The organism is Corynebacterium crudilactis (genome assembly GCF_001643015.1).
Classification (GTDB): Bacteria; Actinomycetota; Actinomycetes; order Mycobacteriales; family Mycobacteriaceae; genus Corynebacterium; species Corynebacterium crudilactis.
This window is the reverse complement of sequence record NZ_CP015622.1, coordinates 1679029-1696860: the sequence shown is the minus strand read 5'-3', so window position 1 is coordinate 1696860 and position 17832 is coordinate 1679029. Positions and strand designations below refer to the sequence as shown.

The following is a 17832-nucleotide window of genomic DNA, read 5'->3' as shown; positions in this document are numbered from 1 at the left end:
CGCTGACAGTTTGGTGCAAATCTTCGTTCCATTTTCGCGGACCGCCAGGCATTTGGAACGGATTTTCGCACCAGATTCCCAACAGTCGCAAACACCCCAAAAAAGAGCCCCTCCTAGATGCTCGTCTGAGCGACTGAGAGGGGTGTGTGCATAGTTGGAGCTATCCGTTGCCGTCGTGGCCTTTGAGCAGATCCGCAAAGCTGTTGAAGTTTTCTCCTGGTGCCACACCGGTGGTACGGCGGTAGGAGAGTCCGGCGTCTTGGTTGGCAGTTGCGCCTCCCAGTCCCTCAACGCTGGAGTAATCCTGCAGCATGAGGGTGGCTAGTTCGCCAGCAGCACGGTTGACGCGGCGCTCAAAGTCTGCGCCGGCTTCGGTGCCGAAATCTTCGGTGGCCGCAAATACACCTGTGGGCACTACCACTGCGCGAAGGTAGGTGAACAGTGGGCGGATGGCGTGATCGAGTACCAAAGAATGGCGCGCTGTTCCGGCGGATGCTGCGATGATGGTGGGCAAACCAACGATGGTTTTAGGGTCTAGAACATCAAAGAACATTTTGAAAATGCCGGAGTAGCTTGCGCTGAAGATCGGGGTAACTGCGATCAAGCCATCTGAGTTGGCCAGGCGCTCCTTTGCAGCATCTAGCGCGGGAGAGCTCATACCTGCACTGGTAAATGAGGTGGCGAGGTCGAAGATGAGATCTCTGATTTCAATGACTTCGATATCGAGGGATTCACCTCGCGCCGATACTGCTGTTTGGACTGCCTTTGTTAGTTGGTCAGCTACTGTGCGGGTGGTAGAGGGGTTGGATAGGCCTGCAGTAACAACTGTGAGTTTTCGCATTATGTCTCCTTAGTTGATATCTAGCTTATTCTGCGGGCTGGCCGGGGTTGATCTGGAAGTGTGGGCTGTTCCGGTTGGACTTCAAGCTCTGGTGGGTTGGCGGGTTAGATGGCACGTGGTCGGGGCGACGCTCTTCCATGCGGCGGCGTACCTCTGGGACAACATCGCGGCCCAAGCGTTCGATCTGGTCGAGGACCATCTCGAGTGGGAGGCCGGCGTGGTCCATGAGGAAGAGCTGGCGCTGGTAATCGCCCACCCAATCGGCGAATTCCATGGTGCGTTCAATAACTTGTTCCGCAGTGCCCACTGTTAGTGGAGTAAGCCTGGAGAAGTCTTCGAGGGAAGGTCCATGTCCGTACACAGGTGCGTTGTCGAAGTATGGGCGGAAAGTCTTTTTTGCTTCTTCTTCACTGTCTCCAATGAAGACCTGGCCACCAAGGCCGACGATGGCTTGGTCTGCTTGGCCGTGTCCGTAGAACTCGAAGCGCTGGCGGTAGAGGTTAACCATTTGCGCGGTGTGTTCTTTGTTCCAGAAGATATTGTTGTGGAAGAAGCCATCACCGTAGAAGGCAGCCTGTTCTGCAATTTCAGTGGAACGGATAGAACCGTGCCAGACGAATGGTGCCACGCCATCAAGTGGAGCTGGGGTAGAGGTGTAACCCTGCAACGGTGTGCGGAACTTACCCTGCCAGTTGACGACATCTTCACGCCATAGCTGGCGGAGAAGGTGGTAGTTCTCAATAGCTAGTGGGATGCCTTGGCGGATATCTTTACCAAACCATGGGTAAACAGGTCCGGTGTTGCCACGGCCCATCATAAGATCAACGCGACCACCGGAAAGGTGCTGGAGGAAGGCATAATCTTCAGCGATTTTTACTGGATCATTGGTGGTGATCAGTGTGGTGGAGGTGGAGAGGAGAAGCTTTTCGGTTTTGGCTGCAATGTAGGCCAGGTGAGTAGTTGGGGAGGAAGGTACAAATGGTGGGTTGTGGTGCTCGCCGGTAGCAAAGACATCAAGGCCAACTTCTTCTGCCTTAAGTGCGATTTGGGTCATCGCGTGGATGCGTTCACCCTCTGTGGGAGCTTTGCCGGTGGTTGGGTCTACTGTGACATCGCCAATGGTGAAAATTCCGAATTGCATGGTGTGTTCCTTCTCATTAACTAATTAAGTAAGTTGTTGATATGTCACCAAACTAGCATTATTTAGTGTACGTGTCAACAAAACCTGTCATTGTTTACTAGTAAATCTTGAGCAATTCCAATAGGGCGCGCATGTCTCGGCCGGTGACAACCCTCAGTGGTTTCTGATGTTGTTTACCGTGCTCCGTCAAGATCACTGACCAGGGGAGCTTGGGTCCTGTCATGATGTCGATAATTTCTTGGGCTGTTGAGGTTCGCGGTAAAAAGACTGCCGTGTCAGAAGATTCTGCATAGTCCAGCACTTCTTTAATGGAGCGCGCATCAAGTTGTGCGTTGTCATGTAGATCGGAAGCGACCCAGCGGGCGATCGTGTTGGTGGTTAGCAGTGCCACATATTCAGATCCGTCATAGATGGGAAACTGGGAGATCTCTGTTGTGCGGACAATGTCTAGAGCTTTATTGATTGGATCATTCAGCCGGAAAGACTGTACTTTCTGCTCAGGTAAGACATCTAGGGCTATAGGTGGATTGAGAAGAAGCGAGCGGATCTTCTCAATGGCTTCTACCGTGTCGGGGCGGGGATCGGCGATCGGGCGTAGATCATTGTATTGGCCGTGGCTAATGGCATTGCGCAGTTCGGCAAAAGCATCGAGCGTTTCAGCATGTTCCTTGGAGATCAGGTGCTGTTTCTCGGCAATGCGCACCATCCACCGGAAACTATCGGAGCGTTTGGCTCGCAGTTGTATGCGGAGATGAGCTTCGATGTCATTGAAGGCGGCTAAAAAAGATACTGCTAAATCAGGGGTGTTCGTCATGTTTCCCGATGCTAGTTGCCATCGCGCCATGCTTCAGGCCAGAGAGATAAAGACCCAGTAATGGGGCGTGAGAATTAGTGGAGATAGTGGCGAGGGCGGTAATCGGTGGGCGGGAAATAGTAATTAATCCGAGAATGTATGTGCCTGGAGTGATATTGGCGTGTACTAATCCCTGCTCTTTCGCTAGCCCAATGAGTGTGGCGATATTGTCTTCCGTGGTTTGGCGAAGCGCGGAGATATCTTCAGGTAACTCATCTAGTGATTCTGGGGCTAATGCTGGGACCAGAGAGCCTAAACCTTTATCGAAAAGGGTCTGGTTGAAGGAGGTCCACACGCGCGCCGGGTTGGTGGGGAAAGTGTTGATGGCTTGTTCTTGCCAGGAGATCACCACGGTGAACAGGTAGTGGGCGCAGGCCATGTCTAGGGCGAAGCGGTCGGGGAAATTGCGGTACAGGGTGGCAATGCCCACGCCTGCAGCTTCTGCAATGTTGTCCATCGTGAGTGAATCGTGGTGGTGGGTGCGGTAGAGCTCGCATGTTGTGGTGATGATGTGTTCGCGGCGTTTACGTGCATCTGCTCTCATGGCGGTGCCCTTCATGGCTTTAAAAGTCTTTTAGTTGACAGCGGGGGTGGTTGTGGTCTTAGAATAACTTCCGTTAACTGATAGTAATTCCTCCACTTACGGAAGAAGATACATGAATACCCCTTTTTTGAGAAGCTCCGGGCTCTCCATTCGTGGCACTGCGTTCGCTGATGTTGAGATTGCCCCTGGCAGCGGTCTCACCATGCTTGTTACTGGGCGTGAATCGCAATCTAGCTCATTTTCTTTGGTGCTATCCGGGCGCATGCGTGCCACCACCGGAAGCATTGAGCTGCATGGCGCCCCAACCAAAGCTTCGGGTTTGGCTAAACACATCGCGTTGGCCGGTGTGACAGAAATTGACTCTTTGGAACGCCTCGTGAGCGTGCGCACCGTTGTGCGTGAACACCTCGCGTGGTCAAGCCCCTGGTACCTGATGGTGCCCCGCGACATTGATGATGCCGGGCGGTGGGTGGACGTCGAAAAGCAGCTTGGCCTCAACCTGAATCCGCAAACCCTTATTGGTGAGCTCAGCGTGCTGGAGCGCTTTAAGTTGCGCATTGCGCTGGCGCTATTGTCGCGGCCGGATGCGCAACTGCTGGTTGTGGATGATCCCGACCAGGTGCGCAGCATGGAGGTGCGCACGGATATTGTGCGCGCACTCAAAGACCTCTCACGCGAGCTGCCTGTGGTGATTGTGTCCACCAATCCAGATAGCGATGGCCTGGCAGATATCGCACACACCGTCACGGGGGCGAGAAACTAATGGCATTTCTACATTTTGGTTCTGAATTAAAGCGCTTTGGCCGGGGAAAACTCCCGCCTTTGGGCTTTGTTGTGGTCATGCTGCTGCCGTTGTTGTTCGGCGGTGTGTTTGTCTCCGCGTACTATGACCCGATTGGCGGGCTGTCTAAGCTACCCGTGGCTGTGGTCAATGTGGATGAGGGAGAGCTTGATGCCGGCGCGCAGGTCGTGGAAAATCTCCTGGAGCAGGACAATATCAAGTTCATTGAAGTCAGCGCTGAAGAAGCCCGTGCGGGTATTAATGATGGCACCTACTATTTTGGCATTGAGATCCCGCAAGATTTCAGTGATTCCATCGCTAGTGTCACCAGCGATTCTCCGGCACCTGCCACGGTGAATGCCGTGTTTAACAACAGCAATGGCTTCATCGCCTCCATGCTGGGCAATCAGGTGGTCAACCAAGTAGTCAACACGATGGACTCCGAGTTTGGCGTACGCATCGTGGATAATATGCTCGTTGGTTTCTCCACCATCGGCGAGGGCATGAACCAAGCAGCCGATGGCGCGACCGTGCTCAGTGATGGCCTGGGTTCCGCCAATGAAGGCGCTGTCCAGCTTGCTGATGGCGCAGTCACCTTGAGTGAGGGCATCGCCAGTGCCAATACCGGAGCGCAATCGCTTGCCGACGGCGCCAGCCAGCTCGACACCGGCCTTGCCTCCGCAGCTTCAGGCAGCCAGACGCTTGCCGACGGCCTGACCGGCCTGTCCGCCGGTACTGACCAACTAGGCCAAGGTGCTACCCAAGTATCAGATGGAGTTGGTCAACTGGTGGATCAAGTCGCACCGCTGACCGCACTTGTTCCCGATATCAATACTCAGCTGCTTACCCTGCGCGATGGCGCTGCCACCATCGCCTCTGAACTCTCTGATCCCTCTAGCACCTACCGTTCCGGTGTGGACTCAGCAGTCAGTGCATCCCAGCAACTAGCCACAGGCTTAAGCACCTTAAAAGATGGTTCCAGCCAACTCAGCATTGGTGCCCGCACCCTCGCAGATGGCACAAGCCAGCTAGCCACAGGCTCCCAGCAGCTTGTTGTGGGTGCACAAGCACTGCGCGATGGCACCGTACAGCTCGATGAAGGATCCAATCAGCTCGCGCTGAAACTTAGCGATGGCGCAGGCCAAGTCCCCGCATTTGCCGATGGTGCAGACACCACCATCACCACCCCAGTTGATACACAACAAGCAGGGGATATCTCTCCGCTCTTTGGCATCGGACTTGCCCCATTTTTCATGGTGGTAGGACTCTTCATGGGCGCCACCGTGACCTGGATGCTCCTGCATCCTCTGAGCCGACGTGCACTTGACTCTCGCATGGGCGGCTTCCGCAGCACCTTGGCAAGTTATCTGCCAGCAGCTGTTCTAGGACTGGGACAAGCAACCATCATGTGGGTAGTGCTTTACTTCTTCCTGGACCTGGCACCTGCGCACCCCGTGGGACTCTGGCTCTCCATGGTCGGCATCTCCTGGGTGTTTATCTCGATTACCCACATGTTCAATAACCTCGCCGGACCATCTGCCGGACGAGTACTCTCCATCATCATGATGTCCTTCCAGCTAGTTGCCTCCGGAGGCCTCTACCCTCCAGAAACACAACCAGCATTTTTCACCTGGTTTCACACCTATGACCCCATCACCTACGCAGTCAACCTCCTGCGCCAAATGATCTTCAATCAGACACCATCCGCAGACCCCCGCTTTATGCAAGCAATCTGGGTACTTCTTTTCGTTTGGGTACTCATGTTCACCATCTCCACCCTGGCCAATAGAACAAACAAAGTGCTCCGGATGAAGGACTACCACCCAGAACTCAACATCTAAGATGCTCATGCAGAGTCATCAGCGTTGAAATGGAAAAACCGGCCCATATCCCCGTGAAAAGGGAGGGCCGGCCATGTTGGTTGGAATTGTAGGTTATTTCGTGATGTAAGGGAACTCCAGTTATTCGTGGAGGTTGCTGGATCGGATGGTCCCTTTCATGAGCAGCCTTGTCGAGGCAATGTCATGCTTAGAAAGGTATTAAGCCCGCGCCCAGGAGTACTGGTGCGGGCTTAATGATTAATTGAAGTGTAACCGATGTGTATAGAGGGATAATCGAATCCCCAGCGAGGTGATACCGGCAATCGTGATGTTCTTATTGCCCCAGAACTCAACATCTAAGTTTCTTCCTTCCGCCCCGGTCTATATGGGTTAATGGCACAATCAAACGCTATGGACCGGGCACAAATATCTGGATTACTCAACAGAGCACAACACACCATTGGGCTTGCTGAACAAGCAAACCATCTGCTTCGGCTCCTCAAAGCACCCAGCGCAGTCCGAATAGGCGATAAAGGAACACTGGGGATAGATACTTATCTGATCCCAGCTCGCAATATCACCTGGCCTGACAACCTTTACGTCACCGTCTTCCTCGAGGGCCTTAATACACAAGCAACCCTCACAGACTTCATCGCGTCTACTGCCGTGCTTCCACGCCTTGTAAGCACCATCAACGAAGGCCAAGGCGGCATGTTCCGCAGACTTTTCAACCCCGCCAAAGTCCAAGCGGGTGATCAAGCCGCATTTGACCTCATGGTCAAACTCGATGAGAACGCAGAAGCCACACGTGTTGTCTCTCGAATACTCGAAGGCGCCGGTACCGCGCATACCCGCCAACAACAAGGTGTTGCAGTATTACCCGGGATCCACGGAACAGGGGAGCGCTATATAGAACACGCGCAACACCTGCTCGCCACAGCTCTAGACCTGACACACCCCAGCTTTGACACCTGGGACGGTGCAACCCTTGCTCAGGCGCGCCGGGTAGTCCAACGCTATGCCCAAGATCCCAACTCGGAATATCGACTCAAGGCAGAAGCTGAAAAGCTCCTGGGATCCATCAATGAGCTCCGCGTTCAGATACTTCTAGAACAACTCCCCATTGATGCGCTCCGCACTGTCACTGATCACAGGCTTCGCTTCGGATCACTTGAGTCCATTCGGGTAGTAACTGTTGCCGATGTGCTGAAAACCCACACGTCCATCCTCACCACTGTGCAAGGTATTGGCCAGCAAACCGCACAACGCATGAAAGCGGCAGCTGAAACCCTGAAACAAGAAGCACTGAGCCGACAACACACCTCCACTATCGGTGAAGAACCCACCACGCCCGCCATGCGTTTGATAAACGTGCTGGCCCGCTTTGATCAAACCGAAGCCATCACGCCCGAAGAACGCGCTCGCCGCAGCCGTGTCATTGACTATGTAGAACACATCCCACCAAGCATTGATCCCTATATCGTCATCAACCCAGCAACTGAGGACTTCAACCACTTCACCGATGATCTGCGGTGGGTAGATGCCAACCCCAACCTCTTCCACCCACAAACAATCACCACCCCACCCGCAGACATCTGGGATGACTACCTCACCCGCCCAGCGCACTACCAAGGCTTGCTCTCCACACTGCTGGGCAGAGACATCGAGGGCGCCGATGAACTCCTCGACGCCACTACCCTCCAAAAAATTAGAGAACTCACCCTTAACAAAACTCACATCACCGACCTGCACCTCCGCGGATACCAATCCTTCGGCGCACGTTTTGCCATCATTCAAAAGAAAGTGCTTCTCGGCGATGACATGGGACTCGGCAAAACAGTCCAAGCCATCTCCACCGCAGCACACCTGAGCGCCACGGAAAAAGACTTCCGCACCCTCGTCGTCGTACCCGCCTCCGTCATCGTCAACTGGACACGCGAATGCACCCGCTTTACCAACCTCCCGGTATTCATCGCCCACGGAGACAACAAACAACAGGCGATCAACGCGTGGTCAGAAACCAACGGCATTGCGGTCTGCACCTACGACGGCGTTCGCGCTATGGACATTCCCTCGCCAGGCTTGGTGATTGCTGATGAAGCGCACATGATTAAAAACCCGGCGACCAAACGCACTCAAGCCTTGCGCCGACTCATTGATGCCGCGCCTTACGCCTTGTTGATGACAGGTACGCCACTGGAAAACAAGGTAGAGGAATTTGTTAATTTGGTGCGCTATATCCAGCCCGATCTGATTACTCGCGGGATGGCTAAAATGCAGGCGGAGAACTTCCGCGAACGCATTGCGCCCGCGTATTTGCGCAGAAATCAAGCTGATGTGCTTGACGAACTTCCTGAGCGTACCGATTCCATTGATTGGATTGATCTCACTGCAGAAGACCGCAGTGCCTATGATGAACAAGTTCGGCAGGGGAGTTGGATGGGTATGCGCCGCTCTGCCATGCTCTCACCAGCGCCCCGGCGCGCGTCTGCAAAAATGCAACGCATCCTCGAACTTCTTGATGAAGCGGAAGAACATGGCCGCAAAGCGCTCATCTTTACCTATTTCCTCGACGTGCTGGATGAGCTGGAAAACCACCTCGGCGAGCGGGTGGTCGGCCGCATTTCCGGCGAGGTGCCAGCCACCAAGCGCCAAGAGCTTGTCGACGCCTTATCCCAATCGAAGCCTGGCTCCGCCCTCATCGCACAAATTACTGCCGGGGGAGTTGGACTGAATATTCAATCGGCATCTTTGTGTATTATTTGTGAACCCCAAGTAAAGCCCACCATCGAACAACAAGCTGTCGCACGAGTGCACCGCATGGGACAAACCGCCACCGTGCAAGTCCATCGCCTTATCGGTGATGAAACTGCCGATGAACGGATGCTGGTAATCTTGGCAGGCAAGACCCATATCTTTGATGTCTATGCAAGACTTTCTGAAACTGCAGAGATTCCCGATGCTGTGGATATCACCGAATCCCAATTAGCAGCACGTGTTATTGATGAGGAACGCGCACGTTTAGGCATAACAGATAAATAAAAAACCGGCCATCCCATAAGTTGGGTGGCCGGTGATATTGACGGTTGGGGTCAAGCGTCGAAAAGCAATGTTTTAAGCGTCTTGGTATGCGCCTCGCTGGAGGAAATCGCAGGAGCTCATCTGGCCGGTGTTGTAGCCGGCGAGGAAAGCGTCTTTGCGCTGCTGTGAGGAACCGTGGGTCCAGCTCTCTGGATTGACTTCGCCACCGGAGCGCTTTTGAATATTGTCATCGCCCACAGCGCTTGCTGCTGTAAGCGCGGAGTCCAACTCTGATTCAGTGATGGGCTCGAGCATGGCATCCGCGCCCTTATCGGCGTGGTTTGCCCAGATACCTGCGTAGCAATCTGCCTGCAGTTCTATCTTGACCGCGTTAGACTCAGCGCCTGGATCGTTGTAGTTGGACAGGCCGAGGGTGCCTTCCAGGTTTTGAATATGGTGGCCGTACTCATGCGCCACAATGTACATCTGGGCGAGCGGAGCATTTTCCGCACCGAATTGGCGCATCTGCTCAAAGAAAGTCAGATCAAAATAAGCATCTTGGTCAGCAGGGCAATAGAACGGGCCGGTGGCTGCAGAAGCCGCGCCACAACCGGACTGCGTGGTGTTTTGGAAGAGGGACAAGGTTGGTTCAACATATTCGATGCCAGCCTGTGCAGGAAGCACTTCAGCCCACATCTCATTCACGGAGAAGCTGGTGTAGTACAAACGGCAATCATCATTGGTGTTGGCATCTTCACCAGTCTGGCAATGATCAAAATTGCCAGCCTCACCGGATTCCACCTGGCCTTGATCTCCACCGAGGATTTGATCAATCTCGCCTGGGTTTCCACCGAGCAACAAGAAAAGACCAACGATGAGGAGGCCACCGATGCCGCCTCCGACTGCCATACCACGGCCGCCGCCACTTTTGCGGGCGCTTCCGCCTGATCGAGTTACATCTCCACGAAACGTCATGAATGAAATCATGGCACATTAGGTAGTAAAACAGAGCACTTTGCACGTAACAAAATGGAAGCATTTGAAAATCTGCGGACTTATTTAAACCACTCAAGGTTTAAGGCGAACCCAACGGCGGGTACAATGCGTGTGTTGTCTGTTTCTGGACTCAAAACTCGGTCTTTATGCGCTCAATGTGTATTTTTAAGGCTCCAGAAACCTAAGGACTGATCAAATCAAGCGGAAGGACTTCCACCAACGTGCTGCGCACTCATCTCTCAGGCGAGCTTCGTAAAGAAAACGCAGGCCAGTCAGTTACCCTGACCGGCTGGGTCAACCGTCGCCGTGACCACGGTGGCGTGATCTTCATCGATCTTCGCGACCGTACTGGCATTGCCCAGGTTGTTTTCCGTAATGAGGATGTAGCTGAGCGTGCACACGCACTGCGCAGCGAATTCGTCCTTCGTATTACTGGCGTTGTCGAAGAGCGTCCAGAAGGTTCCCAGAACCCTAACTTGGCATCCGGTGACATTGAAGTTTCTGTCACTGAATTCGAGGTACTCAACGAGTCCGCGCCACTTCCATTCCAGATCGAGGATTCCTCCTCTGCTGGTGAAGTCGGCGAAGAGACCCGTTTGAAGTACCGCTACCTGGACCTGCGTCGTCCAGTTCAGGCTAACGCACTGCGCCTGCGCTCTGCTGCGAACAAGGCTGCACGTACCGTGCTGGACAACCACGATTTCACTGAAATCGAGACTCCAACCTTGACTCGCTCCACCCCAGAAGGCGCGCGTGACTTCCTGGTTCCAGCTCGTCTGCGCCCAGGCACTTTCTACGCATTGCCACAGTCCCCACAGCTGTTCAAGCAGCTGCTGCAGGTGGCAGGCATGGAACGCTACTACCAGATCGCTCGTTGCTACCGCGATGAGGATTTCCGTGCAGACCGCCAGCCGGAGTTCACCCAGCTCGACGTAGAAATGTCCTTCGTTGATCAAGACGATGTCATTGCATTAGCTGAGCAGATCCTCACCGAGGTCTGGAAGCTCATCGGATACGAGATCACCTCTCCAATCCCACGCATGACCTACGCAGATGCCATGCGTCGCTACGGCTCTGATAAGCCAGACCTGCGCTTCGACATTGAAATCACCGAGTGCACCGAGTTCTTCCAGGAGACCTCTTTCCGCGTATTCAAGAACGAATACGTCGGTGCAGTTGTCATGAAAGGTGGCGCATCCCAGCCACGTCGTCAGCTTGATGCATGGCAGGACTGGGCAAAGCAGCGTGGCGCAAAGGGCCTTGCATACATCCTCGTTGGCGAAGATGGCGAGCTTGCTGGACCAGTTGCTAAGAACATCACCGAGACAGAGCGCGCTGGCATTGCTGCACACGTTGGCGCAGAGCCAGGCGACTGTATCTTCTTCGCGGCAGGCGATACCAAGTCTTCCCGCGCACTGCTCGGTGCAGCTCGTGGCGAGATCGCCAAGAAGCTTGACCTGATCAAGGAAGGCGACTGGGCTTTCACCTGGATCGTCGATGCTCCAATGTTCGAGCCAGCAGCAGATGCCACCGCATCCGGTGACGTTGCACTGGGTAACTCCAAGTGGACCGCAGTACACCACGCATTCACCTCACCAAAGCCAGAGTTCCTGGACAACTTTGACACCAACCCAGGTGAAGCACTTGCTTATGCATACGACATCGTCTGCAACGGCAACGAAATCGGTGGCGGTTCCATCCGTATCCACCAGCGTGACATCCAGGAACGCGTTTTCGAGGTCATGGGCATCTCCGGCGATGAGGCACGTGAGAAGTTCGGCTTCTTGCTTGACGCTTTCGCATTCGGCGCTCCTCCTCACGGCGGAATCGCATTTGGTTGGGACCGCATTGTCTCCCTGCTGGGTGGCTTCGACTCCATCCGTGACGTCATTGCATTCCCTAAGTCCGGTGGCGGAATTGACCCACTGACTGAAGCTCCTGCCGCTATTACTCCACAGCAGCGTAAGGAAGCCGGAATCGATGCTAAGCCAAAGCCAAAGGCTGAAGCGCAAGCTGAGGCACCTGCGCTTTAAATAGCAAAAGGTAAATAGTAGGGGTGAAGTTATTCAAATCACCCCTACTTTCTATGGTGCTCTGTACCATAGAAAGAGGAAAGTTTAGCTGCCCGGCAATCAAGTTCATTGATTGTTAATCGGGAGTTAGAAGAACAGGTAAACCAAGGGGTCCTGTTCAACGCTTGTTGGCGGATGTAATAAGGAGAAAGCCCATGCTGAGCCACGAAGAAATTGTTGCGATTGCAGAAGACCTGCTGTCTAAGCGCTACGGCGGTGTACAAACACTTTCTGATGTGGAGCAGCTGAGCGGTTCTGGCACCTCAGCAGTGCTGCGCGCTAGAGTGGCAAACTCCCCATTCCTCCAACAGCGTTCCGTCGTCTTAAAATACGTGCCGAGCACTGATGATGTCTTTGATGATTCAGCCTTGCTCCGTGAAATTGTGTCTTATCAATTCACTACCTCTTTATCTGAAGATGTCCGTCCAGGGCCAGTCATTTTGGCGCATGATATTGATCAGCGCATCATTGTGATCTCAGATTCTGGCAACGGCGATACCTTTGCAGAGCTCTTAAACCAGCGCACAGGGGATCAACGCATGCAGATTCTGCGTAACCTTGGACAATCTTTGGGCAGTTTGCATGCCGCTACCGCAGACCGCGAAGATGACTTTAATATTTTGCTCACCCGCATGCTGGCAAAATACCCAGCTACCGCAGAGATGCAGAAAAACCGCGATAGATTACTACCGGCTGCTATCGATGTGGGCAAGAAGATTCTTATTGATGCTGGCGTTGTCGTCCCAGAAGTAGTGGAAGAATTTGCGCGAGTTGCTAAACGTCGCCTGATTACTGGCCGTCACCGTGCTTTTACTCCTTTTGACTTGTCTCCTGACAACATCATTGTCGCTGAGCGCACCCATTTCTTAGACTATGAAGTCGCTGGTTTTAGGGATGCCACCTTTGATGTTGCCTGCGTGATTGCCGGCTTCCCGCAGTTTATTTTCAGCAGCCCTATTTCTGATGATGAAGTTGATGAACTCATCGAAGCGTGGGTCCAAGAAGTGCGAGGAATTTGGCCCAATGTTAACAACGAGGAACGCCTGCAGGCTCGTATTGTGACAGCATTGATCGGCTGGGCATTATCTAGCGTGGCGTTCATGAAGCTTGGTTCCATTAGCGGCATGCTGAACCTGCTACATGTCTCTGAAGACGGAAGCACTACGCTTGATCTTTCTAATCTTGATGGCTTAATAGTTCAGGGACCTATTGAAGACGATGTGTTGATTCAGCAGGATCTACATGAAACTTTTGAAGCTTTGCAAAGATTCGCTGCTCGTGGCTTGGATGCACGTTTCCCAGAAGTTGCTCGCTTCGCAGATGATGCCGTGCGCCTGTTTATTAAACGGGACTAGTTAAATGGGATTAGGCAAGAGCTAGTTGCTTGGGTTTTTAGTCCAAGCGACTAACCTGTCCACTATGGCCCAGGATTCACTTTTTGACACACCCGAAACACCGGGATCCGCAGGCAACTCCAGCAGCGTGAGTAATTCAAAAGCTGCTGCGCAGTATTTCCACCCAGGCGGACATGCTCCGCTTGCGGCTCGTATGCGGCCTCGGCATTTAGATGAGGTTGTTGGACAGCAACATTTATTGGGGCAGGGGCGACCATTGCGTCGGCTCATCGAGGGATCAGGAGATGCCTCGGTTATTTTGTATGGCCCTCCAGGTACGGGAAAAACCACCATTGCGTCGCTGATTTCTGCAGCAGCTGGTGATCGTTTTGTGGCAATGTCCGCGCTGTCTTCTGGAGTAAAAGAAGTCCGCGCTGTCATTGAGCGTGCTCGTTTGGACCTTCAATTAGGCCAACGCACTGTGTTGTTTATCGATGAGGTTCACAGGTTTTCCAAAACTCAGCAAGATGCTTTGTTATCTGCAGTGGAAAACCGGATAGTTTTACTTGTCGCCGCAACTACAGAAAATCCTTCTTTCTCAGTGGTTTCTCCGTTGCTGTCGCGCTCGTTGATACTTCAATTGGAATCATTGAGCGATGAAGATATTAAAACTGTGCTCACCAAAGCTTTAGAAGATGAACGGGGCTTGGCTGGGCGCATCACTGCATCGGATGAAGCAATTGATCAGCTGGTACTTCTTGCCGGGGGAGATGCGCGCCGTGGTTTGACCTATATTGAAGCCGCGGCAGAAGCAGTGGGTGATGGCGATGAGCTAGACATTGAGACAGTGATGGCCAATGTTAACCGGGCAGTGGTGCGCTATGACCGTGATGGTGATCAGCATTATGACGTGGTCAGTGCCTGGATTAAATCTATTAGAGGCTCAGATGTGGATGCAGCTTTGCACTATTTAGCCCGCATGATCGATGCGGGTGAGGATCCACGGTTTATTGCTCGCCGCTTGGTGGTGCATTCCAGTGAAGATATTGGCATGGCTGATCCCACCGCTATGCAAGTAGCCATTGCAGCTGCTCAAGCTGTGCAATTAATTGGTATGCCGGAAGCTCGCATCAACTTGGCGCAGGCAACAATCCATTTGGCGCTTGCCCCTAAATCAAATGCCGTGATTACCGCGATGGATGCTGCGTTAAGCGATGTGAAACAGGGGCATATTGGCACTGTTCCTGCTCATTTGCGGGATGGGCATTATGAAGGTGCTAAAAAATTGGGCAATGCTGTGGGATATCTCTATCCGCATGATGATTCCAGGGGAGTGGTACGCCAGGAATACCTCCCTGAAGAGCTGCGTGACCGAGTGTATTATCAGCCCACATCCCACGGCGGAGAAAAGCGGATTACAGAGTATATTGGAAGACTCCGCCGCATAATCCGTGGTACCAAGTAACCCGGGTTGCTCAACGCCTAGTGATGGCGGGTAAAGTTACCAACAGACCAATTTAGGCGTGTGTTTTTTGCATGCGCTAAAACAATTCGAGAAGTTCTAAGGCAGGATACCGCTGTGCAGACCCATGAGATCAGGGAGCGTTTCACCAATCACTTCGTCAATGCCGGCCACCAGGCGGTACCTAGTGCGTCACTGATTCTCGATGACCCTAACCTGCTCTTCGTGAACGCAGGTATGGTTCCGTTCAAGCCATATTTCTTGGGACAACAAACCCCACCTTTTGCTAACGGCACCGCTACCTCTATCCAGAAGTGCGTCCGTACCCTGGATATTGAAGAAGTGGGCATCACCACCCGTCACAACACTTTCTTCCAGATGGCAGGTAACTTCTCCTTCGGCCAGTACTTCAAGGAGGGCGCTATTGCTCATGCTTGGGGTTTGCTGACCAACTCTGTTGACAAGGGCGGCTATGGCCTAGATCCAGAGCGCCTGTGGGTCACTGTTTACCTTGATGATGACGAGGCAGCAGAGATCTGGGAGAAGAAGATCGGTGTCCCAGCAGAGCGCATTCAGCGTTTGGACATGGCTGATAACTACTGGTCCATGGGTGTTCCAGGACCGTGTGGCCCATGCTCTGAGATCTACTATGACCGTGGCGAGAAGTACGGTAAAGAAGGTGGCCCAGCTGCTGATGATAACCGTTACCTGGAGATCTGGAACTTGGTCTTCATGGAAAAGGAACGCGGCCAGGGTATCAGCAAGGATAACTTTGAAATCCTTGGTGATCTGCCAAAGAAGAACATCGACACCGGCATGGGTGTGGAGCGCGTAGCGTGCATTTTGCAGGGCGTAGAAAACGTCTACGAAACTGACCTGCTGCGCCCAGTCATCGATGTGGCACAGGCACTGACCGGCACCAAGTACGGTTCCGATAACGTTGCAGATATCCGTTTCCGCGTGATCGCTGACCATTCCCGAACTGGCATGATGCTTATTCTGGATGGCGTTACTCCAGGCAACGAAGGCCGCGGTTATATCCTGCGCCGTTTGATCCGCCGTATTATCCGTTCTGCACGCCTGCTCGGTGCAACCGGTGAGACCATGGAGCAGTTCATGAACACGATCATGGACACCATGACTCCGTCTTACCCAGAAATCGCCGAGAACCGTGAGCGCATCATGCGCGTTGCAGTGACTGAAGAGCGTGCGTTCTTGAAGACTCTGGTCTCCGGTACCCATCTGTTCGAAGAAGCAGCAACCTCCATCAAGGCTGCAGGTTCTACCACTGTTGCTGGTGCACAGGCATTCGCACTGCACGATACCTACGGCTTCCCAATTGATCTGACTTTGGAAATGGCGGCAGAAGCTGGCCTTGAGGTCGATGTTGAGGGCTTTGACTCCCTCATGTCGCAGCAGCGTTCCCGCGCTAAGGCTGATAGCCAGGCAAAGAAGCACGGACACGCTGACTTGAGCATCTACCGCGAATGGGTTGATAACAACCCAACTGTCTTCACTGGTTTTGAGGAATTGGATTCCCAGTCCAAGGTGCTTGGTTTGCTTGCTGATGGCGCTAAGATTTCTGAGGCTAGGCAAGGCCAAGAGGTTGAGGTTATCCTTGATCACTCACCAATGTATGCAGAATCTGGTGGACAGCTAGGCGATCGCGGTCAGATCCTTCTTGGTGAGACCGTGTTGGATGTCCACGATGTACAGAAGATCGGCAAGAAGCTGTGGGTGCACAAGGCTCTTGTGGCAAACGGTGGACTCGCGGTTGGTGATGAAGTAGTAGCAAGCGTCGATAAGCAATGGCGCCATGCTGCACGCCAGGCACACACCGCAACCCACTTGATCCATGCCGCTTTGCGGCAGGTTCTTGGACCAACTGCGGTGCAGGCTGGTTCCATGAATAAGCCAGGCTACCTGCGTTTTGACTTCAACTACACTGATCAGCTGACTCCAGCACAGGTGGAGCAGATTCAGGCCATCACCAATGAGGCTGTGGATACTGACTGGGCTGTCAACACCATGGAAACCTCCCTCGAAGAGGCCAAGGCAATGGGTGCTATGGCACTGTTCGGCGAAAACTACGGCAGCACCGTGCGCATGGTGGAAATCGGTGGACCATTCTCCATGGAACTTTGTGGTGGTACCCACGTGGATCACTCTTCTCAGATTGGTCCAGTAACACTGTTGGGCGAGTCTTCTATTGGTTCTGGTGTCCGCCGCATCGAGGCTTACTCCGGCCTGAACTCCTTCAACTACCTCTCCAAGGAGCGTGCGTTGGCAGAAGGTCTGGCAAGCTCCCTGAAGGCTTCTTCTGATGAGCTTCCCGAGCGCGTTGCTGCATTGGTAGACAAGCTCAAGGCTGCAGAGAAGGAAATTGAAGCTCTGCACCGCCAGCAGCTGATGGCACAGACCGCTGATCTTTTGAACAACGCTCAAGACATCTCTGGTGTGAGCACTTTGCTGCTGCGCGTCAAGGACAACACCAACGCTGGTGACCTGCGCACCATCGCAACCACCTTGAAGGATAAGCTCGGTGCCCGCGAGGGCGTTGTGGTGCTTGCTTCCGATAACGCTGGCAAGGTCCCATTTGTTGTAGCAGCTACCAAGGCAGCTGTGGCAAAGGGCGCTCACTCCGGCAACTTGGTTAAGCTCATTGGCTCCTACATCGACGGACGTGGCGGCGGTAAGGCTGATCTTGCTCAAGGCTCCGGCGCTACCATTGCAGGTTTGGAAGCTGGCTTTGGTGCAGTCCGTGCTGAGATCGAAGCACTATAATCACCGAGATTAATTTCGGTTGATCTTTACATGGCCGGGGTTCTCTCATTCAGAGAATCCCGGCATTGTAGGCTTTAGAGCCAATCGTACTGATTGCGTTAATCAATCACGCTCAGACGTGTCTTCGCCCCATTGTCTAGGCTTAAAGGCTAAATTTGTCTTTGTGCGTTGCAACACATAATT

General features: G+C 53.3%; 12 protein-coding genes. 7 read left to right on the top strand and 5 right to left on the bottom strand.

Annotated features, from left to right (window positions below):
- Window positions 1-160: 160 nt before the first annotated feature.
- From ccrud_RS07960 to ccrud_RS07945, 4 genes are all read right to left on the bottom strand, one after another.
- Window positions 161-841 (bottom strand): FMN reductase, encoded by a 681-nt coding sequence (locus ccrud_RS07960; RefSeq protein WP_066565935.1) that lies wholly within the window; start codon window positions 839-841, stop codon window positions 161-163.
- A gap of 25 nt (window positions 842-866) precedes the next feature.
- Window positions 867-1982: a CE1758 family FMN-dependent luciferase-like monooxygenase gene (locus ccrud_RS07955; RefSeq protein ID WP_066565934.1), complete on the bottom strand. Its 1116-nt coding sequence runs from the start codon at window positions 1980-1982 to the stop codon at window positions 867-869.
- 97 nt (window positions 1983-2079) lie between these two features.
- Window positions 2080-2796: a hypothetical protein gene (locus ccrud_RS07950; RefSeq protein ID WP_066565932.1), complete on the bottom strand. Its 717-nt coding sequence runs from the start codon at window positions 2794-2796 to the stop codon at window positions 2080-2082.
- Complete coding sequence (locus tag ccrud_RS07945; protein ID WP_066569722.1) at window positions 2780-3379, bottom strand: TetR/AcrR family transcriptional regulator; 600 nt, start codon at window positions 3377-3379, stop codon at window positions 2780-2782. The genes ccrud_RS07950 and ccrud_RS07945 overlap by 17 nt, the downstream gene beginning before the upstream one ends.
- A gap of 112 nt (window positions 3380-3491) precedes the next feature.
- Between ccrud_RS07945 and ccrud_RS07940 the strand changes: the two genes are divergently transcribed.
- The 3 genes from ccrud_RS07940 (at window position 3492) to ccrud_RS07930 (ending at window position 9022) form a co-directional block, all read left to right on the top strand.
- Complete coding sequence (locus tag ccrud_RS07940) at window positions 3492-4142, top strand: P-loop NTPase family protein (RefSeq protein WP_066565930.1); 651 nt, start codon at window positions 3492-3494, stop codon at window positions 4140-4142.
- A complete protein-coding gene (locus ccrud_RS07935) occupies window positions 4142-6001 on the top strand; it encodes a YhgE/Pip family protein (RefSeq protein ID WP_066565928.1) in 1860 nt (619 codons plus the stop codon). The genes ccrud_RS07940 and ccrud_RS07935 overlap by 1 nt, the downstream gene beginning before the upstream one ends.
- A 372-nt stretch (window positions 6002-6373) precedes the next feature.
- Window positions 6374-9022 (top strand): SNF2-related protein, encoded by a 2649-nt coding sequence (locus ccrud_RS07930; RefSeq protein ID WP_074025476.1) that lies wholly within the window; start codon window positions 6374-6376, stop codon window positions 9020-9022.
- A 72-nt stretch (window positions 9023-9094) separates the two neighbouring features.
- Here ccrud_RS07930 and ypfJ read toward each other — a convergent pair whose 3' ends face one another.
- A complete protein-coding gene (gene ypfJ, locus ccrud_RS07925) occupies window positions 9095-9976 on the bottom strand; it encodes a KPN_02809 family neutral zinc metallopeptidase (RefSeq protein WP_425394192.1) in 882 nt (293 codons plus the stop codon).
- 242 nt (window positions 9977-10218) lie between these two features.
- Between ypfJ and aspS the strand changes: the two genes are divergently transcribed.
- The 4 genes from aspS (at window position 10219) to alaS (ending at window position 17649) form a co-directional block, all read left to right on the top strand.
- On the top strand, window positions 10219-12030 hold the full coding sequence (aspS, locus tag ccrud_RS07920; protein ID WP_066565927.1) for an aspartate--tRNA ligase: 1812 nt from the start codon (window positions 10219-10221) through the stop codon (window positions 12028-12030).
- Between the two features lie 194 nt (window positions 12031-12224).
- Entirely contained in the window at window positions 12225-13424 is a 1200-nt protein-coding gene (locus ccrud_RS07915) for a phosphotransferase family protein (protein ID WP_066565922.1), read from the top strand.
- A gap of 64 nt (window positions 13425-13488) precedes the next feature.
- Window positions 13489-14868 (top strand): replication-associated recombination protein A, encoded by a 1380-nt coding sequence (locus ccrud_RS07910; protein ID WP_066565918.1) that lies wholly within the window; start codon window positions 13489-13491, stop codon window positions 14866-14868.
- 114 nt (window positions 14869-14982) lie between these two features.
- On the top strand, window positions 14983-17649 hold the full coding sequence (gene alaS / locus ccrud_RS07905) for an alanine--tRNA ligase (RefSeq protein ID WP_066565917.1): 2667 nt from the start codon (window positions 14983-14985) through the stop codon (window positions 17647-17649).
- Window positions 17650-17832 lie beyond the last annotated feature (183 nt).

Bases quoted from the DNA above. Each gene is read 5' to 3' on its own strand.
- ccrud_RS07940 (WP_066565930.1), top strand. From the start codon at position 3,492: ATGAATACCCCTTTTTTGAGAAGCTCCGGGCTCTCCATTCGTGGCACT.
- ccrud_RS07935 (WP_066565928.1), top strand. From the start codon at position 4,142: ATGGCATTTCTACATTTTGGTTCTGAATTAAAGCGCTTTGGCCGGGGA.
- ypfJ (WP_425394192.1), bottom strand. From the start codon at position 9,976: ATGACGTTTCGTGGAGATGTAACTCGATCAGGCGGAAGCGCCCGCAAA.
- ccrud_RS07955 (WP_066565934.1), bottom strand. From the start codon at position 1,982: ATGCAATTCGGAATTTTCACCATTGGCGATGTCACAGTAGACCCAACC.
- ccrud_RS07930 (WP_074025476.1), top strand. From the start codon at position 6,374: ATGGCACAATCAAACGCTATGGACCGGGCACAAATATCTGGATTACTC.
- ccrud_RS07945 (WP_066569722.1), bottom strand. From the start codon at position 3,379: ATGAGAGCAGATGCACGTAAACGCCGCGAACACATCATCACCACAACA.
- ccrud_RS07950 (WP_066565932.1), bottom strand. From the start codon at position 2,796: ATGACGAACACCCCTGATTTAGCAGTATCTTTTTTAGCCGCCTTCAAT.
- ccrud_RS07910 (WP_066565918.1), top strand. From the start codon at position 13,489: ATGGCCCAGGATTCACTTTTTGACACACCCGAAACACCGGGATCCGCA.
- ccrud_RS07960 (WP_066565935.1), bottom strand. From the start codon at position 841: ATGCGAAAACTCACAGTTGTTACTGCAGGCCTATCCAACCCCTCTACC.
- ccrud_RS07915 (WP_066565922.1), top strand. From the start codon at position 12,225: ATGCTGAGCCACGAAGAAATTGTTGCGATTGCAGAAGACCTGCTGTCT.